The sequence below is a fragment of the Pantoea sp. M_10 genome, assembly GCF_008631515.1.
GTDB classification, from domain to species: domain Bacteria; phylum Pseudomonadota; class Gammaproteobacteria; order Enterobacterales; family Enterobacteriaceae; genus Pantoea; species Pantoea anthophila.
In genome coordinates, this window is the sequence record NZ_VWUL01000001.1 from 1,290,680 (window position 1) to 1,317,342 (window position 26,663).

A 26,663-nucleotide genomic window follows, 5' to 3' on the forward strand; every position below is an offset into this window, starting at 1 on the left:
GGCGTCATCTTATCGCGGGTGAGCGGATCAGCCCGCCAGCCAGACCCCGATGCCATACAGCATGGCAGCCGAAATGACCCCGGCAATGATGTCATCAACCATAATGCCCATGCCACCGTGCACGTTGCGGTCAAACCAGCGAATCGGCCAGGGTTTCCACATATCCAGAATACGAAACAGTACAAATCCCCCGAGCACCCACTGCCAGCTGTTGACCGGAATCGCCATCAGCGTAATCCACATGCCGATAAACTCATCCCAGACAATACTGCCATGATCGTGAACGCCCATATCTTTGGCGGTGCGATGACAGAGGTAAACGCCGACGCAGATGCCGACCAGCACGACCAGCGAATAGAGGTCCTGCGGCAGAAACGTCATCAGCCACCAGAATGGGATCGCCGCCAGCGATCCCATGGTGCCAGGCACCACCGGGCTTAACCCGCTGCCAAAACCGGTCGCCAGCAGATGCCAGGGATTGCTCATCCGCAGGCGGCCTTTGGCCACATCGTTATTTCGTATCAAAGTGATCAAATCCTTTATGGCGGAAGGTGGCGGGCTTGCCATTATCCAGCAGCGTTAAGCCTTCCGACTCCGGTGCTATCTGACCGATGCAGGTGTAGGGCACGCCCAGATGACCCAGCGCCACATCCAGCGCGCCGCGATTCACCTCCGGCACGGTGAAGCAGAGCTCATAATCCTCTCCCCCACTCAGCGCCCAGCGCAGAACCTGCTCAGGGTCGAAATGGTCACGCAGCGCGCCAGAAAGCGGCAGAGCATCAAGATTAAGCCGTGCGCCACAGCCGCTGGCTTTCAGCACGTGACCGAGATCGGAAATCAGGCCGTCAGAGAGGTCTACCGCAGAGGAGGCCAGCGCACGCAGGGCCTGTCCCTGCAGAATGCGCGGCATGGGGCGCAGATGGCGTTTGATCAGCGCCTCATGCACCGCCGGATCGCTGATGCGGCAGTGATGCTGCAGCAGCGCCAGGCCCGCCGCGCTGTCACCCAGCGTGCCGGTCACGTAGATCCAGTCACCCGGCTTCGCGCCGGAGCGTTTCAGTGCCCGGCCCTGCGGCACCAGACCGTGAATCGCCAGCGTCAGACTCAGCGGGCCGCGCGTGGTGTCACCACCCACCAGCTGCATATCGTAATACTCCAGCAGCTCAAACAGGCTCTCACTGAACGCCGACAGCCAGCTCTCATCGACCTGCGGCAGCGTCAGGGCCAGCGTCAGCCACGCGGGATCGGCGCCCATAGCGGCGAGGTCGCTGAGATTAACAGCCAGGGCTTTGTAGCCAAGATCGGCGGGATGGATATCCCGTAAGAAGTGCACACCGGCAACCAGGGTATCGGTGCTGATCGCCAGCGTCTGTTTTTCCGGCACGCTCAGTAACGCACAATCGTCACCGATGCCGAGTTCGACATCACGGCGGCTGCGTGTTCTGCGGTTGAAGTAGCGTGCGATGAGTTCAAATTCACCACAAGACATAATTACGTTCCGCTTAACCCTCTATGAAAAAAGGCCGGCAAGCCGGCCTTTTTGTTTATTTGCGATGGGGTCGAATCTGTGGACCGGCTTTATCCAGCACGCCGTTAACAAATTTATGACTGTCTTCAGCGCCGAAGACTTTCGCCAGCTCAATCCCTTCGTTGATGGCCACTTTATAGGGCACATCATCACGTTTGCTCAGCTCATACAGTGAGATGCGCAGGATCGCTTTTTCTACCTGGCCCAGCTCTTCAAGCTGACGCGACAGGTAGGGCTTCATCAGTCCATCCAGATACGCACTGTTGGTCGCCACACCGGACAGCAGTTCGCGGAAATAGGTAATGTCGACGTCTTTGACGTCCTGTTCCGCCAGAAACTGGTATTCCACATCGGCAATGTCGTTATTCGACAACTGCCAGGAGTAAAGCGCCTGAACAGCGCACTCACGGGCGCGACGACGAGCAGCAGGTTTCACAAAATTCCCCTTACAAAAATCAGGCTTTAATGGCTTTCAATACGTTGATCATTTCGAGCGCGGTCAGTGCGGCTTCCGCACCTTTGTTACCGGCTTTGGTACCGGCACGTTCAATGGCCTGCTCGATGCTTTCGGTTGTCAGCACGCCAAACGCGACAGGAATGTCGCTGTTAATGGCGACGCTGGCGATACCGGAGCTGGCTTCACCCGCCACATATTCGAAGTGGGCAGTGCCACCACGAATCACGGTGCCGAGGGCGATAATCGCATCATATTTGCCGGCGTTAGCCAGCGCGCGAGCTGCCAGAGGCAGTTCGTAGGCGCCGGGAACCCAGACTACGGTGATATTGTCATCTTTGACCTGGCCGATACGTTTCAGGGCATCAATTGCACCCTCCAGCAGGCTGTCATTAATGAAGTTGTTAAAACGCGCGATAACGATGGCAACACTGGCCTCAGGCGTTGCAACAGCAGCTTCGATAACTTTCATACTTATCCTTTCAGGGGTTTATTTAGCCCCGCGCAGGGGGGCGGATTCTATCATACTCTTCGGCGGCGTGCTCTCGCTTTTCCGCCCGTGTTATTGCGGTGTCAGGGTCAGGCGTAAATCGTCTCCGACCTGACGGACATCGCTGAAACGAAAGGCAGGCGCGTCAGCCAGCTGACTGAGTCCGGGCAAGTGACACAGGCCGCGGCCTTCATCACCTAACAGCTTAGGTGCCACGTAGACGATCAGCTCATCGGCCAGTCCCGCCTGCAGCAGCGCACCCGCCAGCGTTGCGCCCGCTTCAACCCAGACGCTGTTGATCTGGCGCTGACCCAGCAGCATCATCATCGCCACCAGATCCAGCTGATGCTCGCGCTGCGGAACGGCAATTTGCGTCACGCCTGCGGGCCAGCTCTGCTGATCCGGCTGATGGCGCATCAGCCAGGTTTCTCCCGGCTGCGTAATCAGGCGATGCCCGGACGTAACGCGATTCTGACTGTCGATAATCACCCGCACCGGCTGACGCAGCTGCTGCTCATCCAGCAGCGCCTGGGTGTCCGCACTGAGTTCGGACCAGCGCACCGTCAGGGAGGGATCGTCCGCCAGCACGGTTGCGCTGCTGCTCAGGATAGCCGCACTTTGCGCCCGCAGACGCTGCACATCACGACGCGCAGCCGCAGAGGTAATCCACTGACTTTCGCCGCTGGCCATGGCGGTCCGGCCATCCAGCGACGCGCCCAGTTTAAGCTGAATCCAGGGAAACCCGGTGCGCATCCGCTTGAGAAAGCCGCGATTCAGCGCCTCCGCTTCCGGCATCATCAGACCGTGGCTGACCTCAATGCCCGCCTGCTGCAGGCGGTGCAGCCCGCGACCGGCGACCTGCGGATTCGGGTCCTGCATCGCGGCCACGACCCGCTTCACACCGGCGGCGATCAGGGCATCACAGCAGGGAGGCGTACGGCCATGATGACTGCACGGCTCCAGCGTCACATAGGCGGTAGCACCGCGCGCTTTTTCGCCTGCTATACGCAGCGCGTGGACTTCCGCATGGGGTTCTCCGGCGCGCTGGTGCCACCCCTCCCCCACGACCTCACCATCGCGTACGATAACGCAGCCGACGTTGGGGTTGGGCATGGTGGTAAAACGGCCGCGTCGCGCCAGCTCCAGCGCGCGCGCCATATAGCGTTCATCCATACTTTAATCCTGTAAACGGGCGATCTCTTCGCCAAAATCCCGGATATCTTCAAAGCTGCGGTAAACCGAGGCGAAACGGATGTAGGCCACCTTATCGAGTTTTTTCAGCTCATCCATCACCAGGTTGCCAATCAGCTTACTGGGGATCTCCCGTTCACCCGTGGCACGCAACTGGGTTTTGATATGGTTAACGGCGCTTTCCACCGCGTCGGCGCTGACCGGACGCTTTTCCAGCGCCTTCATCATCCCGCTGGCCATTTTGTCTTCATTGAAGGGTTCGCGCACGTCATTGCTTTTCACCACGCGAGGCATCACCAGTTCTGCCACCTCAAAGGTGGTAAAGCGCTCATGGCACATCAGACACTGGCGGCGGCGGCGCACCGAAGAGCCTTCACTAACCAGACGAGAATCAATCACTTTGGTGTCCACAGCGGAGCAGAATGGGCAATGCATGACGTTTCCTGACGCGAGAGTGATGGGTCAGACAGTGTAGCGCGAACTGCGAATCAACAAAATCTCTTCGTGCCTTTCAGAGGATTCACCTCTCAGGATAAACGATGCTAAATTTCGTCTGCAGCAAAAGGGACTACGCTTTAAGGGCTGCAATTGAAATTTTCCACTAACACACTGGAGGTTGTATGGGTCTGTTTAACTTTGTGAAAGAAGCGGGTGAAAAATTGTGGGATGCCGTGCATGGCGGTGATGACCAGAATAAAAAGCTGCAGGAGCACATCAACAAACTCGGATTACCCGACAGCGACAAGGTTGATGTCAAAGTGAATGGCGATACCGTCACGGTGACCGGCGATGGCCTCTCTCAGGAGCTGAAAGAGAAGATTCTGATCGCAGCGGGCAACGTCGCGGGCATCACCAAAGTGGAAGACAAGGTTACCGTCACCGACAGCGCAGCGGAGTCCGAACTCTACACGGTGAAAAAAGGCGATACGCTGAGCGCCATCTCGAAACAGGTCTACGGCAACGCTAATGAGTACAATAAGATTTTCGAAGCGAACAAACCGATGCTGTCACACCCTGATAAGATCTACCCTGGTCAGGTGTTACGCATTCCGAAATAACGGACAAGGATAACTTATGAACAGGATGGTTTGGGTTCCGGTGGCGCTCTCTCTGGTGACGCTGAGCGGGTGCAGCAGCACCGCCAGCACACCGCAGGTCAGAGAGCTGCATCAGGAAGTGAATCAGCTTAATCAGCAGATGCAGCACCTGACCTCGCAAGCCAGTGCGCTGGAGATTCAGGGACAGCTGAACAGCCAGTCGCAGCAGGGAGCATGGCTGCTGCCACAGGCCAATACGCCCGTGGCGTTGCAGACCCGGCTCGGTACGCTGCGGCTGACGCTGTCGCCCGTCACGGCTGAAGCGAGCGGCTCGCGGGCAACCCTCACGGTGCGTTCGATGGATGAACAGCCGTTGCCTGCGCTGAACGCCACGGTGATCTGGGGTGAACTCGATCCCGCCAGCGGCAAGCCGCTCGGCAATGACACGCTGAGCCAGACCATCACCGTGCCTGCCTCCCTGCTGCCGCAGCATTCGGTCACCGTTCCGCTGCGACTCAGCGGTCTGACACCGGAGCAGCTCGGCTACGTCCGCGTGCATAACGTGACCGGCAACGTGCCGACCCAGACCCCACCTGCTGCACCGGCATTGCCCTGACGGCCGGCGCAAAAAAAACGGGCAGCCCCAGGGCTGCCCGTTTTCATTTCTGTCATGTGATTACGGCAGGATAGAAGGCTGATCTGCGCCCTCTTTCTCAACCTTCTGCACCAGCATATGTTCACGCTTCATGCCCAGCTTCAGCGCCAGCGCCGAAGAGACATAAATGGATGAAATCGTACCGATCGTCACACCAATCAGCATGGTCAGTGAGAAGCCTTTCAGCAGCGCACCACCAAAGATGAAGAGGATGAGGATCATCGCCAGTGTGGTCAGCGAGGTAATCAGCGTACGGCTTAAGGTCTGGGTCAGGGACACGTTGGTAATATCGTAAGCGCTGCCGCGACGGATCTTGCGGAAGTTTTCACGAATACGGTCAGAGACCACGATTTTGTCGTTAAGCGAGTAGCCAATCACTGACATCAGTGAGGCAACAATCGTCAGGTCGATTTCAATACGGAACAGCGCCAGCAGACCGCAGGTGATGATGACGTCATGCGCCAGCGCCAGCACGGTGCCCAGTGCCAGACGCCACTCAAAGCGGAAACCGATATAGATCAGAATCGCAATCAGTGCAGACAACAGCGCCATCGCCCCCGCCTGCGCCAGGTCGCTGCCCACGCTCGGGCCTACGAACTCAATGCGCTTAACGGTCGCGTTCTGCTGGGTGGTCTGGTTAATCACCGACACCACTTTATTGCCTATTTCGGTGCCTGCCGGACCGGTAACCGGTGCCATACGCACCATGACGTCACGGCTGCTGCCAAAGTTCTGCACCAGCGGCTCGTCAAAGCCCGCTTTCACCAGATCGCTGCGCAGCGTGTCGAGGTCGGCAGGTTTTTCCAGCGCAATCTCAATCACGGTACCGCCGGTGAAATCGAGGCCCCAGTTAAAACCGCGCACGCCCACGATCGCAATCGCAGCGACGATCAGCAGTCCCGAAATGATGAAGGCCAGCGTATCCCAGCGCATAAAGTCGACGACTTTACGCCCGTGGTTCAACTGCTCAATGTTATATTCCTGTGCCACAACGCACTCCTCAGATAGACAGCTTGTTGATGCGTTTGCCACCGTAAACCAGGTTAACAATGGCACGGGTACCGATAATCGCGGTGAACATTGAGGTCGCGATACCGATAGCGGTGGTAATCGCAAAGCCTTTGATCGAACCGGTGCCGACCGCGTAAAGAATGATAACTTTGATCAGGGTGGTCACGTTCGCATCAACAATACTGGAGAAGGCGCCTTTGTAGCCCTCATGGATTGCCTGCTGAACCGAGCGCCCGTTGCGCAGCTCTTCTTTAATACGTTCGTTAATCAGTACGTTGGCATCCACTGCCACCGCCAGGGTTAACACGATACCGGCAATCCCCGGCATGGTCAGGGTCGCGCCCGGCAGCAGGGACATGATGCCGACAATCAGCACCAGGTTTACCAGCAGCGCACTGGTCGCAATCAGACCAAACTTCTTGTAAAACACCACCATGAACAGGATCGACGCAAGCAGACCCCAGAGGCAGGCTTCCAGACCCTGAGTAATGTTTTGCTGACCCATGGTCGGTCCGATAGTGCGCTCTTCCACGATCTGGATTGGCGCAATCAACGCACCGGCACGCAGCAGCAGCGACAGCTGACGCGCTTCGTTCGGATTGTTGATACCGGTAATGCGGAAGCTGTTCCCCAGGCGAGACTGGATATTGGCGACGTTAATCACCTCTTCCTGTTTCACCAGAATGGAACGGCCATTGGCATCTTTCTTACCGCTGTCTTTGTACTCCACAAACAGGGTCGCCATCGGTTTGCCGATGTTGTCCTTGGTGAAGTTCGACATGATGTTTCCGCCTGCGCCATCCAGTGAAATGTTCACCTGTGGCTGGTTGTACTCATCCATGCTGGAGGTCGAGTCGGTGATGTGGTCACCGGTCAGAATCACCCGCTTGTAGAGTACGACCGGCTGGCCGTCACGCATCTTTTTGACTTCGGAGTCACCCGGCACCCGGCCACTGGCGGCTGCGCTCGGATCCACGGTGGTGTTCACCAGACGGAATTCCAGGGTTGCGGTCGCACCCAGAATCTCTTTGGCGCGCGCCGTGTCCTGAATCCCTGGCAGTTCCACCACGATGCGATCGGAACCCTGACGCTGAACCAGCGGTTCCGCCACGCCCAGCTGGTTCACACGGTTACGCAGAATCGTGATGTTCTGCTGAACCGCATATTCACGCGCTTCGCTGAGACGGGCATCGCTCATGGTGGCACGCAGCGCATCGCTGCCGCTGCTGTTGATCACCAGATCCTGATGACGGGAAGAGAGCCAGGAAATCGCCGCATCGCGGCTGGCGGCGTCACGGAAACGAATTTCCACGCCGTAGTTCGCGATTTTATTGACGTTGGTATAGGGGATATTTTTGGCGCGCAGGTCGCTACGCAGCGTATCAGCATTCTGCTCCTGCAGTTTGCTGAGTGCGGTGTCCATGTCCACTTCCATCAGGAAGTGCACGCCGCCACGCAGGTCGAGACCGAGTTTCATCGGTTCTGCTGACAGCATGGTCAGCCAGCGGGGCGTGGCAGGCGCGAGGTTCAGCGCCACGACGTAGTCTTCACCCAGCGCTTTCATGATCGCTTCACGGGCGCGTAACTGCACATCCGTATTGGCGAAGCGCGCGGTAATCGCACCATTTTCCAGCGCAACAGATTTGCTCTGGATATTGTCCTGTTTTAATGCGGACTGAATCTGATCCAGCGTCTGCTCACTGGCGGCGCTTCCGCGCGCACCAGTGATTTGAACGGCCGGATCCTCACCATAGAGGTTGGGAAGCGCATAGAGCAGGCCGACGATAATCACGACGACCAGCATCACATACTTCCACAAAGGATAACGGTTTAACACGGCAGTTCCCTTAGGGAAGAAAGAATTACAGCGCCTTAATGGTGCCTTTAGGCAGCACGGCGGCAACGAAATCACGTTTAATGACCACTTCGTTGGTGTCATTCAGCGCGATAGCGACGTAGCCCGTGTCAGAGACTTTTGTGACGCGACCGACCAGGCCACCGCTGGTTAACACTTCATCGCCCTTTGAGATGGAATCCATCAGCTTCTTGTGCTCTTTCGCACGTTTCTGCTGCGGACGCAGGATCATGAAATAGAAAATCAGACCAAACACCACCAGCATGATCACCAGAGAATACGGACTTCCCTGAGACGGTGCGCCTGCTGCGGCCACGGCGTCAGAAATGAATAAGCTCATTAAATTTCCCTCATTGATGAATTGTCAGACGTTAAAGGCGGAACTTCTTTACCCGTCCGTTGGTAAAACTCAGTTACAAAGCGCTCTAATCTACCCTCTTCGATAGCCTGACGTAAACCAGCCATCAGACGCTGGTAGTAGCGCAAATTGTGGATAGTATTCAGACGCGCGCCCAGTATTTCGTTACAACGGTCGAGATGATACAAGTAGGCCCGGCTATAATTGCGACAGGTGTAACAGTCACACTCCGCATCCAGTGGCGCAGTGTCATCTTTGTAGCGGGCGTTGCGGATCTTCACCACGCCCTCGGTCACAAACAGATGACCATTGCGCGCATTACGGGTTGGCATCACGCAGTCGAACATATCGACGCCGCGACGGACGCCCTCAACCAGATCTTCAGGTTTGCCAACGCCCATCAGATAACGGGGTTTATCCTGCGGAAGCTGCGGACAGACGTGCTCGAGAATACGGTGCATGTCCTGCTTAGGTTCACCCACCGCCAGGCCGCCCACAGCGTACCCATCAAAGCCAATCTCTACCAGACCTTTAACCGAGACATCTCGTAAATCTTCGTAAACCGAGCCCTGGATAATGCCAAACAGCGCATTTTTGTTGCCGAGGCTGTCAAAACGGTCACGGCTGCGTCGTGCCCAGCGCAGCGACATCTCCATTGAACGTTTGGCGTAGTCCCAGTCCGCCGGATAAGGCGTACACTCATCGAAAATCATCACGATGTCGGAACCGAGGTCATACTGAATCTCCATCGATTTTTCCGGATCGAGGAAGATCGGATCGCCGTTGATCGGGTTACGGAAATGCACGCCCGCTTCGGTGATTTTACGGATGTCGCCCAGGCTGAAGACCTGGAAGCCACCGGAGTCGGTCAGAATCGGCCCTTTCCACTGCATAAAGTCATGCAGATCGCCGTGCAGTTTCATAATCTCCTGACCCGGACGCAGCCAGAGATGGAAGGTATTCCCCAGAATGATCTGCGCGCCGGTATCCTGTACCTCTTCCGGCGTCATGCCTTTGACGGTGCCATAGGTGCCAACGGGCATAAACGCCGGGGTTTCCACCACGCCGCGATCAAAAATCAGACGGCCACGGCGTGCGCGCCCGTCTGTGGTATCAAGTTCAAATTTCACAAAGCCTCCATCGGAGAAACAGTCCGATGCAGATAGCCTTCTGTCACGCAGAGCGCGATTCCGGCTATCGGTTGATAAATCAGTCGCCCACTTTTTCCAGCGGCGCCTGCGGATTTTTGCTGATAAACATCGCGTCGCCATAACTGAAGAAACGATATTGCTCAGCCACGGCTGCGCGGTACGCGGCCATGGTGTGCTGATACCCGGCGAAGGCCGAGACCAGCATAATCAGGGTCGATTCAGGCAGATGGAAGTTGGTGATGAGCGCGTCGATCACCTGATACTCATAGCCCGGATAGATAAAAATCTGGGTATCGTCGAAGAATGGCGCGATTAGGGCATCCTGGCTCGCTTTAGCTGCGCTCTCCAGCGACCGGACGGAGGTGGTGCCCACCGCAACCACCTTATTGCCGCGCGCCTTGCAGGCCAGCACCGCATCAACCACCTCCTGCGGTACTTCGGCATATTCCGCGTGCATGTGATGCTCTTCGATGGTTTCGACACGCACCGGCTGGAAGGTTCCCGCCCCGACATGCAGCGTCACAAACGCCATCTCAATGCCTTTCTCTTTCAGCGCCTGCAACAGCGGCTCATCAAAATGCAGACCGGCTGTGGGTGCCGCGACGGCGCCCGGACGGGCGCTGTAGACGGTCTGATAAAGCTCGCGGTCGGCCTCTTCGTCCGGCCGATCGATATAGGGCGGCAGAGGCATATGGCCCACGCTGTTCAGGATATCGAGTACCGCGCGCTCATCATCAAATTCAATCTCAAACAGCGCATCGTGGCGGGCCACCATGGTCGCTTTCACGCTCTCATCTTCGCCCAGCAGCAGCGCTACACCCGGCTTCGGCGCTTTTGAGGCGCGCACATGTGCCAGCACACGCTTGTCGTCGAGCATCCGCTCGACCAGCATCTCGATTTTGCCGCCGCTGGCTTTGCGGCCAAAGACGCGCGCCGGGATCACACGGGTATTGTTGAACACCAGCAGATCGCCTGGATTCAGCTTATCCAGCACGTCGGTAAAGACCCCGTGCGTCAGTGCGCCGCTGGGACCGTCAAGCGACAGCAGACGGCAGCCGCTGCGCTGCGCCTGGGGATAGTGAGCAATCAGGGATTCGGGCAATTCAAAAGCAAAATCGGCGACACGCATTGAAGTGTTCTTTCTCAGGCAAAAACAGGCGGCACAGTTTAGCGGAAAATCGACCAATTCTGAACAGCTGGCTGCGCAAAGGCAGTTCAGCCTATAATGCGGCATGAACTTTCTTGCTCATCTCCATCTGGCTCAGCTGGCCGACAGCTCCCTGCTCGGCAATCTAATGGCTGACTTTGTGCGGGGTAACCCGCACCAGCACTGGTCTGCGCCTGTCGCAGACGGCATCCTCATGCACCGGCGTCTTGACGTCATGACCGACACGCTGCCGGAAGTGCGCAGCGCCCGTCAGCTGTTCCGTGCTGAAACCTATCGCGTGGCCCCGATTACGCTGGACGTCATCTGGGACCATTTTCTGGCCCGTCACTGGCAGCAGTTCATGCCCGGCCAGACGCTGGCGCAGTTTTCTGCCGCCGCCGAGCGCGAAATCGTGCCGCACCTCGCGGAGACGCCGGTCGATTTTCAGGAACTTAACGCGGTGATGTGGCGCGAGCGCTGGTTTGAGCATTATGCCCAGCCCGCGCGGCTGGAGCGGGTCCTCCATGGCATGGCCAGCCGCCGTCCGCGTCTGGCGGCACTGCGCGACTCCTACCAGGATTTCACTGAACACTACGAACAGCTGGAAGCGCTGTTTTTTGTTTTTTATCCGCGTTTAATGGCGCTGGCGACCAGCCGCACCCTGTAAAACCCGATCCTCTGCTGCCTCACCGGGCGGGCGCAGGCGCCTGCCCGCTGAAAAAGCCCGTCGTCCGCCCCTGCGCCATCTTGCCATTGCCCGCTAACTGCGGCTTAATGAAGCCTTTCTTAACAATAGTTACGTTAACAGCACAGCCAGACCGCCTGTTCAGGCGCGCCTTCCGTTCGTTATGGCACAAAATCATAAGAGGAAAAGATGTCATCCGCTTCGCAATCTGAAATTGACGCGCGTTACCGTTACGCCTGCGACATCGCCCGTGCGGCGGGCAGCCGGGCCCTGTCATGGTATCAGCAGCGTCAGACACTGGTGGTGGAACACAAAAGGGATTTACAGGATGTGGTGAGCGAGGCTGACCGCAACGTGGAAGCGCTGCTTAAAACATTAATCGCTGAACGTTTTCCTGACGATGCCGTCTATGGTGAAGAGAGCGGTGGCGAGGTTCAGGGCGCCCCTTTTGTCTGGGTCATCGATCCCATCGACGGCACCGCCTGCTTTGTCAACGGCCTGCCTAACTGGTGCGTGTCGCTGGCGGTGGTCTGCGAGGACGAACCGGTGATCGGCGTGATCTGCGACCCCAATCATCAGGAGCTGTTTCATGCCCGCAAAAACCACGGGGCGTGGCTTAACGAAAGCCGCCTGCAGGTCCATGCGGCAGAGCGGCTTAACGAGGGACTGCTGGGTATCAGCAACTCCAGCCGCACCGGCGGCGAAAGCGTCTCGCGCCTCATCACCGGCCTGATTGAGCAGGGTGGCATGTTTATTCGGGTGGGGTCCGGCGCGCTGACCAGCGCCTGGGCTGCTGCTGGACGCCTGATAGGCTATTACGAAGCGCACATGCATCCCTGGGATAGTCTGCCGGGCATTGTCCTGATGCGCGAAGCGGGCGGCGTCACCAACGACTACCTGCGTAACGACGGGCTGAAAAACGGTAATCCGGTTCTGCTGGCCAATGCGGCCCTCTATCCACAGATTAAAGCGCTGACGGGTAATCCCGCTCTGGATGAGTAGATGATCCGGTTACAGCTGCGTCGGTACGCGCTTATTCTCGCCGCTCTCTGTCTGCTGAGCACGACGTCACAGGCGGCTGAGTATCAGCTGGAGAAGGTGGTCGAGCTGAGCCGCCACGGCGTGCGGCCACCGACGCCGGGAAACCGCAAAGAGATTGAGGCGGCCAGTGAGCAATCCTGGACGGTGTGGACCACCGCCGATGGGGAGCTGACCGGACATGGCTACAGCGCGGTCGTGAATAAGGGGCGCTGGCAGGGCGATCACTATCGCCAGCTCGGCCTGCTGGCGGCGGGCTGCCCCGATGCGGCGCAGGTCTATGTGCGGGCCAGTCCGTTGCAGCGCACCCGCGCCACCGCGGCGGCACTGACTGACGGCGCCTTTCCCGGCTGCGGCGTGCCGGTGCATCACGTCGCGGGCGAGGTCGATCCCCTGTTTCAGAGCGACAAACTGCCGCTCACCCGCATCGATCCCGCCCGGGCGCTGGCGGCTAAGCAGCAGAAGGCAGGCGATCTGGCACAGCGGCAAAAGCAGCTGCAACCGGCAATTCAGCAGCTCAGAGCGGCGGTCTGCCCGCCTGCGTCCCGCTGCACGTTCTTCGATCGCCCCTGGCAGTTCAGACAGACCCGCAACGGCGGCAGTTACGTTGAGGGGCTGAGCGTGATGGCCAGCATGGTGGAGACGCTGCGCCTGGGCTACAGCGAAAATCTGCCGTCTAATCAACTCGCCTGGGGACACATCACCTCGGCGGCGCAGATCACCTCGCTGCTGCCACTGCTGACCGCAAACTACGACCTCAGTAACGATATCCTTTATCTGGCCCAGCGGCGTGGCTCGATCCTGCTCAGCACAATGCTGCAGGCGATTGGCTCCGACACGTCGCCGACCCGCTGGTTAATTCTGGTGGCGCACGACACCAATATTGCCATGGTGCGCACGCTGATGGGCTTTGACTGGGCGTTGCCAGGCTATTCACGCGGGAATATTCCGCCAGGCGGCAGTCTGGTGCTGGAGCGCTGGCGCGACACGCGAAGCGGGGAACGTTTTTTGCAGATCTACTTTCAGGCGCAAAGCCTGGATGATCTCCGCCAGCTGCAGCCGGTTGATGAAAAACACCCGTTATTACATCAGGCGTGGCATCAGCCTGGCTGCAGGGATACCAGGGTGGGCCTGCTCTGCCCTTATCAATCCACGCTGACACAACTGCAGAAAAACATCGACAACAGCGCCACGCTGCCGGTTTCCGTTATATTGCCCTGAGTCTGTGGCTAATCATATTCAGGCCGCAACAAAAACGCGGTCTGAATAATGTTAATCCCTGTTAATTAGCGCTATTCCGCCCTTTTCTTAATTAAATCCGGCTGGCTTTCAGCGCCCCGCGTTTTGTTTTACGATAGCCCCGTCAATCATCCCTTTATACATTTTTTCCTGTAATATTTAGATTCTTTCGGCGACTGGTTTCGCCGTTTTTTATTTCCTTTTACCCTCCCCTTCTCTGGCCATTCAGGCCTGTCTGACGCCGTCTGCCGGGAAATAACTTTTAATCTGCGCTGACAGCGCGCTCTTTCAGAAATTAACAGGCGGGAGGAAAAGAGAATGAAGGCGGGAGATTGCCGGTTCTGCTCCCCCGTGAATCGGGAGAGCAGAACAGAAGATTAGCGCGGCTTGCGCACCAGCTTATAGCCCAGCAGCAGCAGCACAATCCACACCATACCCACGTAGAGTGAAATGCGGGTATCGGGGAAATAACCAATCAGGCCGATAATAAAGCAGAGGAAGGCGACGCCGACGCCAGCGGTCCAGCTGCCGCCCGGCAAGGCGAACAGCAGCTTACCGGCCGCCTCTTTGCCAATTTTGCGGCGGAACGCGATCTGCGACAGCAGAATCATAATCCAGACCCACACCGTAGCAAAGGTCGCCAGCGAGGCGATCACCAGGAAGACTTTCTCTGGCATCAGGTAGTTGAGATAGACCGCGATCAGCATGGCGAACATCATCACCACGACCGTCACCCACGGAATGCCGCGTGCGGAAACCTTCATGAAGACCTTCGGCGCATGGCCCTGCTGCGCCATGCCGTGCAGCATACGGCCCACGCCAAAGACATCGCTGTTAATCGCCGAAAGTGACGCGGTCAGCACCACGAAGTTGAGAATCGAGGCGGCCGCAGCGATCCCCAGATGCTGGAAGGTCAGCACAAACGGGCTGCCCGACGTCCCCACCTGGTTCCACGGGTAGATCGACATAATCACAAACAGCGTGCCGACATAAAAGACCAGAATGCGCCATGGCACAGAGTTGATCGCGCGCGGAATCGACTTCTCCGGCTCTTTCGCTTCCCCGGCGGTGATGCCGATGATTTCGATGCCGCCGTAGGCGAACATCACCATCTGCAGCGACAGCAGCATGCCGACCACGCCGTGAGCGAAGAAGCCGCCGTTGGTCCAGAGGTTATGGATACCGGTTGGCTGCCCGCCGTTGCCAATCCCCCAGATAATCATGCCGAAACCGGCCAGAATCATCACGATAATGGTGGCGACCTTGAAGAAGGAGAACCAGAACTCCACCTCGCCAAACACCCTGACGCTCATCAGGTTAACCGCCCCGATGATCAGCACCACGCTCAGCACCCAGATCCAGTGCGGCACCTCCGGGAACCAGACGCCCATATAGATGCCAAACGCCGTCACATCGGCAATCGCCACAATCAGGATTTCAAAACAGTAGGTCCAGCCGGTGATGTATCCGGCCATCGGCCCCAGATAGTCCTGGGCGTAACGGGAGAAGGAGCTGGCCTGAGGATTATTGACCGACATCTCACCCAGCGCGCGCATGATGATGTAAGCCACTGCCCCGCCGATGATATAGGCGAGCAGCACGCTCGGCCCGGCCATTTTAATCGCGTCAGCGGAACCGTAAAAGAGCCCGGTGCCAATCGCCGATCCCAGCGCCATAAAGCGGATGTGGCGCGTGCTCAGTCCGCGTTTGAGCTTATTGGTTTCTTGCATAACAACCTGTACCTGTGAAATGAAAAAACCACGGGCAAGCCCGTGGTTAAAGAAAAAACCGTGCTGACTGTTACGAGTGAGCCGTTACCTGTTCAGGCCCTTTCACCCGATCAACCACAGCGGCAATCAACAGCATCACCAGCGACGGCGGCAGCCAGGCGAGACCCTGGTCAGCCAGCGGCAGATGCTGGCTGAAAGCCGGCAGCAAATCTTTAAACCCGGTCGTTTTAATCGCATCGACAATGCCAAACAGCAGGCTTACCAGCATTGCAGGCGCGATAATCCGGCTGCTCTTGTTCCACCAGTTGAGGGTGAAACTCAGCACCACCAGCACGATACAGGGCGGATAGATCGCCGTCAGTACCGGGATGGAGATCTGAATCAGGTGGCTCAGGCCGAGATTCGACACCACCATAGAGAACAGACCCAGAATAAACACCAGCGTTTTATACGATAACGGCAGGTATTGCGCAAAAAATTCCGCACAGGCACAGGTCAGGCCCACCGCGGTCACCATGCAGGCGACGAAGATCAGGGCGGCCAGGAAGAAGCTGCCCATGTTGCCAAAGGTGTGCTGAACATAGGCGTGCAGAATCGCTGCGCCGTTAGCGTTTTGATCCACCAGCGCGCCGCTGCCCGCCCCCAGTTTAAACAGGCAGAGGTAGACCAGCGTCAGGCCCAGACCGGCAATCAGTCCTGCCAGTACGGTATAGCGGGTCAGCAGTGCAGCATTGTCCACGCCACGCGAACGGGCGGCGTTAACAATCACGATGCCAAACACCAGCGCGCCCAGGGTATCCATGGTCAGGTAACCGTTGACGAAACCGCTGGAGAAGGCCGCACGCTGATAATCAGCCGTGGCGGTGATCGTCCCGCCTGCCGGCCACAACAGCGCGGCGACGCCCAGTATGGTCAGCGCAACGATTTTCAGGGGTGCCAGGAAGTGCCCTACCGTGTCGAGCAGCTTGCCGGGATAGAGCGACACGCCAATCACCAGCACAAAGTAGATCAGGCTGTAAATAAACAGCGGCAGCGCGCCTTCACCGGTCAGGGGGGCGATGCCCATCTCAAACGAGACCGTCGCAGTTCGCGGGGTGGCAAACAGCGGCCCGACCGCCAGATAGCAGACGGTGGCCAGCACGATGCCCGCCACCTTGCCGATCGGGCTGCTGAGCGCATCCACGCCACCGCCGACACGGGCCAGCGCGATCACGGTCATCACGGGCAGACCGACAGCGGTAAGCAGAAATCCGATAGCGGCAGTCCAGACGTGTTCGCCAGACTGAATACCCACCATAGGAGGGAAAATGATGTTGCCCGCGCCAACAAACAGGGCGAATGTCATAAAGCCCAGCGCGAGAATGTCCTTCGAAGTTAAACGATGTGTCATACGGCCTGTCACTGATGTTGCGGTGGAAGTTGGGTTTGTGTTGTCCCCCTCGCTGCATATAAGCCGCGACCTGACTGAGTGTCTCAGCGCATTATGCTCGTCGCAGGGAAAAGTGCAGGTGATTTGAGCTGCTTTTATTCTGTTCACAGAGGGATGGATCGACAACGGCGCTAAGTAAAACGTTTATAGCGGAGAAAGGCAATACAGGATCGGAAAACCAGAAGCTTATCCCGCCATTTTTTCAAATGACAGAGGATAGCGTTGATTTTTGGCACAGGCACACAAGATGATGTGCCTGAAAAACAGACAGACGGTGGGAAATATCCGCATAAACGCACCGGCAGATACACAAAAGGCGCGTTTTACGCGCCTGTCTGCACAACGTTACAGCCTTACCAGACCTGTTTCGCGATATCGACAACCAGTCGAATCTTCTGCCACTGCTCGGCTTCGCTGAGGCTGTTGCCCTCTTCGGTCGACGCAAAGCCGCACTGCGGGCTGAGGCAGATCTGCTCCAGACTCACAAACTGCGCCGCCTCCTCCAGCCGGGATTTCACCTGCACCGGATCTTCCAGCTCTCCCACTTTCGTGGTGATCAGCCCCAGCACCACCTGCTGATGACCGGGCTTGATAAAGCGCAGAGGCTCGAAGCCGCCGGAACGGGCATTGTCATACTCCAGGAAGAAAGCATCTACGTTGACGCTGCCGAACAGGATTTCAGCGACCGGTCCGTAACCGCCCTCTGAGATCCAGGTTGAGCGGAAATTACCGCGACAGACATGCAGACCCACGGTCAGATCGGCCGGTTTATCCTCCAGCGCTTTGTTCAGCACCCGGGCATAGGTCTGCGCCAGCTGCGCCGGATCGTCACCACGTGCCCGGATATCCCGCTTCTGATCTTCCGAGCAGAGGTAAGCCCAGACGGTGTCATCCAGCTGCAGATAGCGACAGCCCGCCGCATAAAACGCCTGAATCGCCTGTTTGTAAGTCTGCGCCAGATCGTCGAAATAGTCCGCCAGATCGGGATAGACCTCCGCGTCGATCACTTTGCGACCGCCACGGAAGTGCAGCACGCTGGGGCTGGGAATGGTCATCTTCGGCACCGCATCACCGGCAATGCTCTGCAGGAAGCGGAAATGGTCCAGCATCGGGTGATCAGCCGGAAAGCCGAGCTTGCTCACCACTTTCACACCGTGCGCTTTGGTCTGCACGCCATTGAACTGAATGCCCTGCTCCGCTTCATAGCTCTCGACGCCGTCCAGGCCGTAGAAAAAATCGAAGTGCCACCAGCCGCGACGAAACTCGCCGTCAGTCACCACTTTCAGGCCGTTCTCACGCTGCTTAGCCACCACATCGCGGATGGCCGCATCTTCCACCTGACGCAGCGCTGCCGCATCAATCTCGCCGGCCGCAAACTGTTCGCGCGCCTGTTTAATCGCGGCGGGACGGAGGAAGCTGCCGACAGTATCGGCACGGAACGGGGTGGTTTCTCTTTGCATGATCACTCCTGTCTCTCCTGCCAATGATTGCGGCAGGAAATAATTGCATTCTGATATAAATAGCCATCTGGATGGCTATATGTCTGAATGCAGAGTGACATGAGTGGCCTCAGTCTGCAACTGAAGAAAATTCAGCGATGATGAAAAAAATTCAACTTAGAGGATTACTGCAGGGCTGCACGCGCCTGCGCCATCTGCGCGTCAGAGAGCGGCAGGTAGCCCGCCTCACTGACCCGACGCTGTCCCTGCGCGGAAAGCACCTGCTGCAGAAACGCGGCCACCAGCGGCGGCAGCGGCTTACCTGGCGCTTTATTGACATAGAGATAGAGCGGACGCGCCCAGGGATAGCGGCCACTGCGGATAGCCTCCGCATCCGGGGCAATCGCCTGCCCCTGATCGTTCATCACCGCCAGCATTTTGACGCCGCTGAGATGAAAGCCAAAACTGGCGTAGCCAATGCTGCGTGGGTTCCCGGCTACCGCCTGCACCACCGCAGCCGAGCCGGGAAACTCCGCCACGTCGCTGCGAAAATCGCCCTTGCAGAGCGCCTGCTGCTTGAAGAAACCCCAGGTGCCGGAGGCGGAATTGCGGCCATAGCGCTGAATCGGCCGTTTACGCCACTCAGCGCCCGTTAAGCCAAGATCGCCCCAGAACCGCGGCACGCTGTGTGCACCGCACAGGCGGGTGACTGAAAAAAGGGCATCAAGCTGCGAGGGCGCAATCTGTTGCAGCGGATTACGCTGGTTGACCACGACGACCAGCGCATCCATGGCCACCGGCACCGCCAGCGGCGGGTAGCCGTAGCGCGCTTCAAACGCCTGGCGTTCATCTGCCTGCATCGGGCGGCTCATCGGGCCGAGTTGCGCCGCCCCCGCCGCCAGCGCGGTCGGGGCCGTAGAAGAGCCTGAGGCCTGCACCTGCACGTTAACGCCCGGAGCCTGACGGCTGAAATCCTCGCTCCAGAGGGTCATCAGATAGCCCAGCGTATCAGACCCGACACTGCTGAGATTGCCGGCGAGCGTGCCGGGCTGAGCCAGCGCCAGACCCGGCAGCAGCGTAATGAGGAAGAGAAGAAGCAGGCGCATGGCAGAGTTCCGGCAGCGGTTAATGAACGGCATTCTCCTGCATCACGCTGCTGACAATCAACCTTGCTGGCAGCGTAAAGGTAAAGCAGGTCTCCTTATGCGGCACGCTGGTGATATCGAGCCGCGCGTTGTGGTGGCTCAGGGCATGTTTCACAATCGCCAGCCCCAGCCCGCTGCCACCGGTGGCGCGTGAGCGCGCCTTGTCAACCCGGTAGAAGCGCTCGGTCAGCCGCGGGATGTGTTCCGGCGCGATCCCCGGCCCGTTGTCACAGACCCGGAAAATCGCGCCCTGTTTGCCGCGCAGCCAGCTGATATCGATCCGCGTGCCCTCTGGCGTGTGGTTCACCGCGTTGTAAACCAGATTGGAGATGGCGCTGCGCAGCTGTTCATCGTTGCCGAACACTTTCAGATGGGGATCGGTGTGGAAATGGATGTCGTGGCGGCCGCCGCTCAGCGTCGCGGCTTCATGCTGCAGCAGTTTCAGCATCACCGGCACATCGACCTTCTCTTTCAGGTCGATCGCCGGGGCCGCTTCGATGCGCGACAGCGTCAGCAGTTGCTTAACCAGGCTGTCCATGCGGCGCGTCTGCTCCGACATGGTGTGCAGCGCTTTGCTGCGCGAAGGTTCGCTCATCACTGAGTCGTTCATCATCTCCAGATAGCCCTGCAGCACCGTGAGCGGGGTGCGCAGCTCATGACTGACATTGGCAAAGAAGTTGCGGCGCGCCCCTTCCAGCTGATGCATCTGCGTCACATCGCGCGCCACCAGCAGCCACTGCCCTTCACTGTAGGACATGACGCGAAATTCCATGTGCAGTTTATTGTTCAGCACCAGCGTCAGGGGTTTATCAAAATCGCGCTGGCGAAGATAGCGGGAGAATTCGGGGTAACGCAGCAGGTTGAGGATGTTCTGGCCATTGTCTTCCGGCCAGCGCAGGCCAAGGTGCTGCTGCGCCAGTCCGTTGCACCAGAAAATGGTGCCCTCTTCGGTGGTGAGGATCACCGCATCCGGCAGCGATTCGGCACCGCTGCGGAAACGCTTGATCAGATTGCCCAGTTCGCGCCGCCGCCGCCGGTTGCGCAGCTGCATCTGGTAAAGCCCATAGAAGAGCGGCTCCCAGCTGGCACGCCCGGCAGGGGGCGTCATGGTGCGGTCGAGCCACAGCCAGTGTGACAGCCGCATCAGATTATGAAAATGCCACAGCAGCACCAGCAGCACGCTCAGCAGCAGCCACCAGGCCAGCCCGCCAAACAGCAGGCCAGGCAGCAGCGCGGGCAGACAGGCCAGCAGCAGTTCTGTCAGTAATCTCTTCCAGGAGAGGCGTTCCAGCACGGTAAAGGCTCCGTTCAGTAGCGGGCAGAGAAACGATACCCTGTTCCGCGAACGGTTTGTACCATGCGATCGTGGCCGGAGATCTCCAGCGCTTTACGTAAACGACGGATGTGAACATCAACGGTGCGATCTTCCACATACACATTGGTGCCCCAGACGTGGTTCAGCAGCTGTTCGCGGCTGTAAACGCGCTCCGGGTGCGTCATAAAGAAGTGCAGCAGTTTATATTCGGTCGGGCCCATCTCCAGCGGCGTGGTTTCGGACATCACGCGATGCGACGAGGGGTCCAGACTCAGCCCCTGCATCTCGATCACCTCTTCCACCGCCATTGGTGAAATACGGCGCATCACCGCTTTAATGCGCGCCATCAGCTCTTTGGGGGAAAAAGGCTTGGTAATGTAGTCATCCGCGCCCACTTCCAGCCCGCGCACCCGATCTTCCTCTTCGCCACGGGCGGTCAGCATCATGACCGGAATGTCGCGCGTCATCGCCTCACGCTTCAGGTGTTTGATAAACTGAATGCCGCTGCCGCCCGGTAACATCCAGTCCAGCAGAATCAGATCGGGCCAGGGTTCGATCAGCCTGGCCACGGCGCTGTCATAATCTTCCGCCTCGATTGGCTGATAGTCGTTCTGCTCCAGAACAAAACACAACATTTCACGGATGGGGGCTTCATCCTCCACAACCAAAATGCGCTTAGCCATTATTTCTCCTGCTGATTATGACGGCTGTCACTGAGATTCGCGGCGCCATTATGCGTCAGATTTGTGACACTTTTATGAAAAACATAACCTGCCTGTAACCACATAGGTAATCAATTATGACAGTGCAGCGACTCTTTTTTGCTTTGGCCGCAGAGCCAGTATAATCGCCGGGCGAATCACAACGGCAGGGACTCATCATGCGCATTATTCACACTGCGGACTGGCATCTGGGGCAGTTCTTCTACAACAAAAGCCGGGCGGCCGAACATCAGGCGTTTCTCGACTGGCTGTTGATCCAGATCGAACAGCATCAGGTGGATGCGCTGATTATCGCGGGCGATCTGTTTGATACCGGCACGCCGCCCAGCTACGCGCGCGAAATGTTCAACCGTTTTGTGGTAGCGCTGCAGCCCAGCGGCTGTCAGCTGATTGTGCTGGCGGGCAACCACGACTCCGTGGCGACGCTGAATGAGTCGCGCGAGCTGCTCGCCTGTCTCAATACCCGGGTGATCGCCACCCCGCAGGACGATGATGTGCTGCTGCTCAACACCCGTCAGGGTGAACCGGGGGCGCTGCTCTGTGCGATTCCCTACCTGCGCCCGCGCGACATCCTGCGCAGCCGGGCGGGTCAGTCAGGACGCGACAAACAGACCTCGCTGCTGGAGGCGATCGCTCACCACTATCAGCAGCGTTTCGCCGCAGCGCAGGCACTGGGCCATGCGCTGCCGGTGATCGCCACCGGCCATCTCACCACCGTCGGCGTCAGCCAGAGCGATTCGGTGCGTGACATCTATATCGGCACGCTGGACGCCTTCCCGGCCAGCGCCTTTCCCGCCGCCGACTACATTGCGCTGGGCCATATTCATCGCGCGCAGCGCGTCGCCGGCAGCGAGCATATCCGCTACAGCGGCTCACCGATCCCGCTGAGCTTTGATGAGCTGAGCAGTGAAAAAAGCGTCTTCCTGCTGGAGCTGACGGCCAGCGGCCTGCAGGCGGTCACCCCGCTGGTGGTGCCGCAGACTCAGCCGATGCAGGCGCTGAAAGGATCGCTGGCGCAGATCGCTGAACAGTTAAACGCCTTCAGCGGGCAGCAGCCGGAGAAACCGATCTGGCTCGATATCGAAGTCACGACCCAGGAGTACCTCAGCGATCTGCAACGGCAGGTGGAAACGCTGACCGCCACGCTCCCCGTCGAGGTGCTGCTGTTGCGCCGCAGCCGTGAACAGCGGCAGCAGAGCCTGGCGCGGCTTGACAATGAAACCCTGAGCGAGCTGAAGGTGGAAGAGGTCTTCGCCCGCCGGCTGGCGCTGGATGAGGGCTTAGAGGCGGAGCAGATCGATCAGATGACCACCCTGTTTCGTCAGACGCTGGCCGCCATGGAAGAGACCCAATGAAGATCCTTACGCTACGTTTTAAAAATCTGAATGCCCTGCGCGGTGAATGGTTTATCGATTTCCGCGCCGAACCTTTTGCCAGCAACGGCCTGTTCGCCATTACCGGTGCCACCGGTGCCGGGAAAACCACCCTGCTGGATGCCATCTGCCTGGCGCTCTACCACCAGACGCCACGCCTGGGCGCGATCTCCCAGAGCCAGAACCCGCTGATGACCCGCGACTGCGCGGAATGTCTGGCTGAGGTGGAGTTTGAGATTAAGGGTGAAGCCTGGCGCGCCTTCTGGAGTCAGAACCGCGCGCGCGGTGCCGCCGACGGCAAGCTGCAGGCCCCGCGCGTTGAGCTGGCACGCTGCGCCGACAACACCATCGTGGCCGATAAGGTGGGTGACAAGCTGAAGCTGACGGAAACCCTCTCCGGGCTCGATTTTGAACGCTTTACCCGCTCGATGATGCTCTCTCAGGGCCAGTTCGCCGCGTTTCTCAATGCCAGAGCCAGTGAACGCGCCGAACTTCTCGAAGAGCTGACCGGCACCGAAATCTACGGCCTGATCTCAGCCGCCATTTATGAGCGCCACAAAGAGGCGAAAACCCAGCTGGACCTGCTGCGCAGCCAGGCGGGCGCGATGACCCTGCTGGAGAGTGAGGCGCGCGAGGCGCTGCAACAGCAGCTGACCGGGCTGGACCAGGCGGAACAGCAGCTCAGCAGCCACTATCAGCAGGCGCAGCAGCAACAGCAGTGGCAGCAACAGGCGCAGCAGCTGCAGCGGGAGAGTGAGCAGGCGGAGGCGGCGGTGCAGCAGGCCAGCGCGGCCTTACAGGCCGCTGAGCCCGATCGCCAGCGGCTGGCACGCAGCGAACCGGCTGAAAAACTGCGAGGCGCGCTGCAGCAGCGCGACGCCCTGCGTACCGAACAGCAGCAGGTCTCGCATCGCTGTCAGCAGCTGACGGATCAGCAGCAGCAGGCGCAGAGCCAGCATCAGCAGCATCAGCAGCGCTATGCGGCCACCCAGCTTGCCCGCCAGCAGGCACAGCAGGAACAGCAGCAGCAGGAGACCCTGCTGACGGAACAGGTGTTGCCGCTGGATCAGCGCATCAGCGCCCTGCAGCAGCACAATGAGGAGCAGCAGCAGGAAAACGCCCGTCAGCAACAGCATCTTGATCAGACTCAGGCAACCCTGGCGGAGCAGACGCGTCAGGTGACCCGCCTGAAGCAGGCGATGGCTGAACAGCATCAGTTACGTGAGCAGTTGACCGATCTGGCGCACTGGGGGGCTTCCCTGCCGCTGTGGCAGGAGAATTTTGCCCTGCTGGCACAGCGTGAAGCGACGCTGGCGGGACTGACACAACAGCGCAATCAGCAGCAGCAGCAGATCGCCACGCAGCAGGCGGAACAGCAGCAGCAGGCCCGACAGGCACTGCCGCGCCAGCAGGCGGAGCAACAGGCCCGCGAGTCGCTGTCGCAGGCGGAGCAAGCACTAACTTCGCTTCAGGAGCAGCATCCGCCTGCCGCACTGCGTCAGGCGTTAAGCCAGTTGCAGAGCAGCCGTCCGGCGCGTCAGCAACTGCTGCTGCTCTCAACGCAGTGGCAGCCGCTGCACCAGCAGCTGGACCAGCGCCAGCAAAGGCTACACGTGCTGGAAAAAGCGCATCAGCAGAGCCAAGCGGAATTGCAGACGCTGCGTGAGACGTGGAAACGCGAAAAACAGCAGCTGGACGATGTGGAAAAAATCTGCGCGCTGGAGCAGCAGATTGTCGATCTCAGCGACTACCGCGCCCGGCTCACCGCCGATCAGCCCTGCCCGCTGTGCGGCTCCTGCACCCATCCCGCCGTCGGGGTCTACAGCACACTGGAAGTCAGTGCTAACCAGCAACGCCGGGCTGCGCTGCAACAACAAACCGAGGCACTGCGCGAAGCGGGCACGGCAAAAAACGAACAGCTGAAGCAGTCTGCGGTACAGCAGCAGACGCTGCGCGAGGAAATCGCCGGGATGCAGCAACAGCTTGAGCAGCTTGAGCAGCAATGGCAGGTTCTGAGCGGTGAGCTGGCACTTACTTTCCCGCTTGCCGATCGCGAGGCCTTAGCCACGTGGCAGCAGCAGCAAAGCGACCGTGAAAGTCAGCTTGAGCAGCAGCGACAGGCTCAGGAAGCCGCAAGCCAGGCCCTTCAGGCTGCGAAAGATCACCATCTTCAGCAGCTACAGGCCTGGCAGCAGCAGCAGCAGGCCGAACAGCTGGCGCAGCAGTCCCTGACCAGCCTGCTACAGGCGCTGGATGTGCTGCAACAGCGTCAGCAGCAGGAACAGCAGGCCTGGGAGCAGTTGCAGAGCCGTCTGGAGCAGCAGTTCAGCGCACACCATCTTGCCCTGCCCGCTGCCGCCGATCGCGCTGCGTGGCTGGCGGAGCAACAGCGGCGCTGGCAGCGCTGGCAGGAGAGTGAGCAGTTGCTCGCTAACCTGCAGCCACAGCTGTTGAAAGGGGAAATCCAGCTCACTGCCCTGCTGCAGCAGGCTGAACAGGAACAGCAGCAGCTCACGACTCGTCAGCAGCAGCAGCAGCAGAGCCAGGCGCAGCTCAGCGAAATGCGTCAGCAGCGTCTGGCGCTGTTTGGCGATCGCGAGGTTACCCTCGCCCGTCAGCAGCTGCAGGCCCGCGTTCAGCACGCCGATGAACAGCTGGCACAGCAACTCACCGCCCTGCAACAGGCGCAGGCCGAGGTCAGTCGCCTGCAGGGTGAGCTGGCGGGGCTGGAAAATCAGCGTCAGACCCTCAGCAGCAAACTGGCAGAGGCGGAAAGCACACTGCAGCAGGCACTGGCGCGCGCCGGATTTGCCGATGAAGCCAGCCTGCGCGCGGCGCTGCTGGATGAGCAGAGTGCGCTGCAACTGCGCCAGCAGCTGCAGCAGCTCGATCAGCAGTGCCAGCAGCAGCAGGCGCGACGGGCGGATCTGCGTCAGCGGCTCAGCGCCCATCAGCAGGCAAAGCCCGATGCGATGCCGGAATCTGCCGAGGCGCTGGCGCAGCAGCTGGAGCAGTTACGGCTGGCGCTGCGCGACAACGCCAGCCAGCAGGGTCAGATTCAGCAGCAGCTGCACAGCGACGCCAGCCTGCGTGCCCGGCAGCAGAGTCTGATGACACAGATAGAACAGGATGGGGTGGCGCTGGCGCAGTGGAGCCTGCTCAACGACCTGATCGGCTCCGCCAGCGGCGATAAATTCCGGCGTTTCGCCCAGGGGCTGACGCTGGATCATCTGGTTGCGCTCGCTAACCGTCAGCTCGACCGGCTACACGGCCGCTATCTGCTGCAGCGGCGGGCGCAGGATCAGCTGGAGCTGGATGTGGTTGACACCTGGCAGGCTGACGCCGCGCGCGATACCCGCACCCTGTCGGGCGGGGAGAGCTTCCTGGTCAGTCTGGCGCTGGCCCTGGCGTTATCCGATCTGGTGAGCCACAAAACGCGCATCGAATCGCTGTTTCTGGATGAAGGATTCGGCACGCTGGATGCCCAGACGCTCGACACCGCGCTGGATGCCCTGGATGCGCTCAACGCCAGCGGCAAAACCATCGGGGTGATCAGCCACGTTGAGGCGATGAAGGAGCGCATCCCGGTGCAGATTAAAGTGCGCAAGATGAACGGATTGGGTTACAGCCAGCTGGAGCTGCCCCAGGGATAACGGGCGCGTCAGCCGGGA

General features: G+C 59.1%; 24 protein-coding genes. 7 read left to right on the top strand and 17 right to left on the bottom strand.

The genetic code is table 11. The features are described 5' to 3' along the window. Window positions 1-27 precede the first annotated feature (27 nt). The 6 genes from pgpA to nrdR all read right to left on the bottom strand — a co-directional run bounded on the left by pgpA (window position 28) and on the right by nrdR (window position 4,098). Window positions 28-567, bottom strand: a complete 540-nt coding sequence (pgpA, locus tag F3I47_RS06260) for a phosphatidylglycerophosphatase A (protein WP_072052699.1) — start codon at window positions 565-567, stop codon at window positions 28-30. Beyond that, window positions 512-1,489, bottom strand: a complete 978-nt coding sequence (gene thiL, locus F3I47_RS06265; RefSeq protein WP_046101351.1) for a thiamine-phosphate kinase — start codon at window positions 1,487-1,489, stop codon at window positions 512-514. Before thiL ends, pgpA begins: the two co-directional genes overlap by 56 nt. A gap of 55 nt (window positions 1,490-1,544) precedes the next feature. Next, window positions 1,545-1,964, bottom strand: coding sequence for a transcription antitermination factor NusB (gene nusB / locus F3I47_RS06270; RefSeq protein WP_009091744.1), 420 nt, complete (start codon window positions 1,962-1,964; stop codon window positions 1,545-1,547). A gap of 19 nt (window positions 1,965-1,983) precedes the next feature. Continuing rightward, a complete protein-coding gene (ribE, locus tag F3I47_RS06275; RefSeq protein WP_009091746.1) occupies window positions 1,984-2,454 on the bottom strand; it encodes a 6,7-dimethyl-8-ribityllumazine synthase in 471 nt (156 codons plus the stop codon). 90 nt (window positions 2,455-2,544) lie between these two features. Next, entirely contained in the window at window positions 2,545-3,645 is a 1,101-nt protein-coding gene (ribD, locus tag F3I47_RS06280; protein ID WP_150029356.1) for a bifunctional diaminohydroxyphosphoribosylaminopyrimidine deaminase/5-amino-6-(5-phosphoribosylamino)uracil reductase RibD, read from the bottom strand. A 3-nt stretch (window positions 3,646-3,648) separates the two neighbouring features. Further along, window positions 3,649-4,098: a transcriptional regulator NrdR gene (gene nrdR / locus F3I47_RS06285; protein ID WP_009091750.1), complete on the bottom strand. Its 450-nt coding sequence runs from the start codon at window positions 4,096-4,098 to the stop codon at window positions 3,649-3,651. 185 nt (window positions 4,099-4,283) lie between these two features. Here nrdR and lysM point away from each other — a divergent pair, with 185 nt between their 5' ends. Together lysM and F3I47_RS06295 are read left to right on the top strand one after the other, a co-directional pair. Further along, window positions 4,284-4,721, top strand: coding sequence for a peptidoglycan-binding protein LysM (gene lysM / locus F3I47_RS06290; protein ID WP_009091752.1), 438 nt, complete (start codon window positions 4,284-4,286; stop codon window positions 4,719-4,721). A gap of 16 nt (window positions 4,722-4,737) precedes the next feature. After that, window positions 4,738-5,316: a DUF3251 domain-containing protein gene (locus F3I47_RS06295; RefSeq protein WP_150029355.1), complete on the top strand. Its 579-nt coding sequence runs from the start codon at window positions 4,738-4,740 to the stop codon at window positions 5,314-5,316. 60 nt (window positions 5,317-5,376) lie between these two features. Here the strand turns inward: F3I47_RS06295 and secF are convergent, their stop codons facing one another. The 5 genes from secF to queA form a co-directional block, all read right to left on the bottom strand. After that, on the bottom strand, window positions 5,377-6,345 hold the full coding sequence (gene secF / locus F3I47_RS06300; RefSeq protein WP_009091756.1) for a protein translocase subunit SecF: 969 nt from the start codon (window positions 6,343-6,345) through the stop codon (window positions 5,377-5,379). 10 nt (window positions 6,346-6,355) lie between these two features. Then, window positions 6,356-8,203, bottom strand: coding sequence for a protein translocase subunit SecD (secD, locus tag F3I47_RS06305; protein ID WP_009091758.1), 1,848 nt, complete (start codon window positions 8,201-8,203; stop codon window positions 6,356-6,358). A 25-nt stretch (window positions 8,204-8,228) separates the two neighbouring features. Next, the gene (gene yajC, locus F3I47_RS06310; RefSeq protein WP_009091760.1) at window positions 8,229-8,561 is read right to left on the bottom strand and encodes a preprotein translocase subunit YajC; all 333 of its coding nucleotides are present in this window, start codon (window positions 8,559-8,561) and stop codon (window positions 8,229-8,231) included. Then, window positions 8,561-9,709 carry a tRNA guanosine(34) transglycosylase Tgt gene (gene tgt, locus F3I47_RS06315; protein ID WP_009091761.1) on the bottom strand — a complete coding sequence of 383 codons (1,149 nt, stop codon included), beginning with the start codon at window positions 9,707-9,709 and terminating at the stop codon, window positions 8,561-8,563. Before tgt ends, yajC begins: the two co-directional genes overlap by 1 nt. 79 nt (window positions 9,710-9,788) lie before the next feature. Continuing rightward, on the bottom strand, window positions 9,789-10,859 hold the full coding sequence (queA, locus tag F3I47_RS06320) for a tRNA preQ1(34) S-adenosylmethionine ribosyltransferase-isomerase QueA (protein ID WP_150029354.1): 1,071 nt from the start codon (window positions 10,857-10,859) through the stop codon (window positions 9,789-9,791). 103 nt (window positions 10,860-10,962) lie between these two features. Here queA and F3I47_RS06325 point away from each other — a divergent pair, with 103 nt between their 5' ends. The 3 genes from F3I47_RS06325 to F3I47_RS06335 all read left to right on the top strand — a co-directional run bounded on the left by F3I47_RS06325 (window position 10,963) and on the right by F3I47_RS06335 (window position 13,821). Next, window positions 10,963-11,544, top strand: a complete 582-nt coding sequence (locus F3I47_RS06325; protein WP_009091765.1) for an ACP phosphodiesterase — start codon at window positions 10,963-10,965, stop codon at window positions 11,542-11,544. A 207-nt stretch (window positions 11,545-11,751) separates the two neighbouring features. Continuing rightward, the gene (locus tag F3I47_RS06330) at window positions 11,752-12,564 is read left to right on the top strand and encodes an inositol monophosphatase (RefSeq protein WP_058956374.1); all 813 of its coding nucleotides are present in this window, start codon (window positions 11,752-11,754) and stop codon (window positions 12,562-12,564) included. Beyond that, window positions 12,565-13,821 (top strand): histidine-type phosphatase, encoded by a 1,257-nt coding sequence (locus tag F3I47_RS06335; RefSeq protein ID WP_150029353.1) that lies wholly within the window; start codon window positions 12,565-12,567, stop codon window positions 13,819-13,821. Window positions 13,822-14,216: 395 nt separating this feature from the next. Here F3I47_RS06335 and proY read toward each other — a convergent pair whose 3' ends face one another. From proY to phoB, 6 genes are all read right to left on the bottom strand, one after another. Then, window positions 14,217-15,569 carry a proline-specific permease ProY gene (gene proY / locus F3I47_RS06340; protein WP_009091770.1) on the bottom strand — a complete coding sequence of 451 codons (1,353 nt, stop codon included), beginning with the start codon at window positions 15,567-15,569 and terminating at the stop codon, window positions 14,217-14,219. Window positions 15,570-15,639: 70 nt separating this feature from the next. Next, complete coding sequence (gene brnQ, locus F3I47_RS06345; RefSeq protein ID WP_009091772.1) at window positions 15,640-16,959, bottom strand: branched-chain amino acid transporter carrier protein BrnQ; 1,320 nt, start codon at window positions 16,957-16,959, stop codon at window positions 15,640-15,642. A 392-nt stretch (window positions 16,960-17,351) separates the two neighbouring features. Beyond that, a complete protein-coding gene (locus F3I47_RS06350) occupies window positions 17,352-18,458 on the bottom strand; it encodes a cobalamin-independent methionine synthase II family protein (RefSeq protein ID WP_150029352.1) in 1,107 nt (368 codons plus the stop codon). Between the two features lie 164 nt (window positions 18,459-18,622). Further along, window positions 18,623-19,543 carry a PstS family phosphate ABC transporter substrate-binding protein gene (locus tag F3I47_RS06355; protein WP_150029351.1) on the bottom strand — a complete coding sequence of 307 codons (921 nt, stop codon included), beginning with the start codon at window positions 19,541-19,543 and terminating at the stop codon, window positions 18,623-18,625. A gap of 19 nt (window positions 19,544-19,562) precedes the next feature. Beyond that, entirely contained in the window at window positions 19,563-20,876 is a 1,314-nt protein-coding gene (phoR, locus tag F3I47_RS06360) for a phosphate regulon sensor histidine kinase PhoR (protein WP_150029350.1), read from the bottom strand. A gap of 14 nt (window positions 20,877-20,890) precedes the next feature. Then, on the bottom strand, window positions 20,891-21,580 hold the full coding sequence (gene phoB / locus F3I47_RS06365) for a phosphate response regulator transcription factor PhoB (RefSeq protein WP_009091780.1): 690 nt from the start codon (window positions 21,578-21,580) through the stop codon (window positions 20,891-20,893). A gap of 197 nt (window positions 21,581-21,777) precedes the next feature. Here phoB and sbcD point away from each other — a divergent pair, with 197 nt between their 5' ends. Together sbcD and F3I47_RS06375 are read left to right on the top strand one after the other, a co-directional pair. After that, the gene (gene sbcD, locus F3I47_RS06370) at window positions 21,778-22,974 is read left to right on the top strand and encodes an exonuclease subunit SbcD (RefSeq protein WP_046101343.1); all 1,197 of its coding nucleotides are present in this window, start codon (window positions 21,778-21,780) and stop codon (window positions 22,972-22,974) included. Further along, window positions 22,971-26,645: an AAA family ATPase gene (locus tag F3I47_RS06375; RefSeq protein WP_150029349.1), complete on the top strand. Its 3,675-nt coding sequence runs from the start codon at window positions 22,971-22,973 to the stop codon at window positions 26,643-26,645. Before sbcD ends, F3I47_RS06375 begins: the two co-directional genes overlap by 4 nt. Window positions 26,646-26,663 lie beyond the last annotated feature (18 nt).

Bases quoted from the DNA above. Each gene is read 5' to 3' on its own strand.
- pgpA (WP_072052699.1), bottom strand. From the start codon at position 567: ATGGCAAGCCCGCCACCTTCCGCCATAAAGGATTTGATCACTTTGATA.
- thiL (WP_046101351.1), bottom strand. From the start codon at position 1,489: ATGTCTTGTGGTGAATTTGAACTCATCGCACGCTACTTCAACCGCAGA.
- ribE (WP_009091746.1), bottom strand. From the start codon at position 2,454: ATGAAAGTTATCGAAGCTGCTGTTGCAACGCCTGAGGCCAGTGTTGCC.
- ribD (WP_150029356.1), bottom strand. From the start codon at position 3,645: ATGGATGAACGCTATATGGCGCGCGCGCTGGAGCTGGCGCGACGCGGC.
- nrdR (WP_009091750.1), bottom strand. From the start codon at position 4,098: ATGCATTGCCCATTCTGCTCCGCTGTGGACACCAAAGTGATTGATTCT.
- lysM (WP_009091752.1), top strand. From the start codon at position 4,284: ATGGGTCTGTTTAACTTTGTGAAAGAAGCGGGTGAAAAATTGTGGGAT.
- F3I47_RS06295 (WP_150029355.1), top strand. From the start codon at position 4,738: ATGAACAGGATGGTTTGGGTTCCGGTGGCGCTCTCTCTGGTGACGCTG.
- yajC (WP_009091760.1), bottom strand. From the start codon at position 8,561: ATGAGCTTATTCATTTCTGACGCCGTGGCCGCAGCAGGCGCACCGTCT.
- queA (WP_150029354.1), bottom strand. From the start codon at position 10,859: ATGCGTGTCGCCGATTTTGCTTTTGAATTGCCCGAATCCCTGATTGCT.
- F3I47_RS06325 (WP_009091765.1), top strand. From the start codon at position 10,963: ATGAACTTTCTTGCTCATCTCCATCTGGCTCAGCTGGCCGACAGCTCC.
- F3I47_RS06330 (WP_058956374.1), top strand. From the start codon at position 11,752: ATGTCATCCGCTTCGCAATCTGAAATTGACGCGCGTTACCGTTACGCC.
- F3I47_RS06335 (WP_150029353.1), top strand. From the start codon at position 12,565: ATGATCCGGTTACAGCTGCGTCGGTACGCGCTTATTCTCGCCGCTCTC.
- proY (WP_009091770.1), bottom strand. From the start codon at position 15,569: ATGCAAGAAACCAATAAGCTCAAACGCGGACTGAGCACGCGCCACATC.
- brnQ (WP_009091772.1), bottom strand. From the start codon at position 16,959: ATGACACATCGTTTAACTTCGAAGGACATTCTCGCGCTGGGCTTTATG.
- F3I47_RS06350 (WP_150029352.1), bottom strand. From the start codon at position 18,458: ATGCAAAGAGAAACCACCCCGTTCCGTGCCGATACTGTCGGCAGCTTC.
- F3I47_RS06355 (WP_150029351.1), bottom strand. From the start codon at position 19,543: ATGCGCCTGCTTCTTCTCTTCCTCATTACGCTGCTGCCGGGTCTGGCG.
- phoB (WP_009091780.1), bottom strand. From the start codon at position 21,580: ATGGCTAAGCGCATTTTGGTTGTGGAGGATGAAGCCCCCATCCGTGAA.
- sbcD (WP_046101343.1), top strand. From the start codon at position 21,778: ATGCGCATTATTCACACTGCGGACTGGCATCTGGGGCAGTTCTTCTAC.
- F3I47_RS06375 (WP_150029349.1), top strand. From the start codon at position 22,971: ATGAAGATCCTTACGCTACGTTTTAAAAATCTGAATGCCCTGCGCGGT.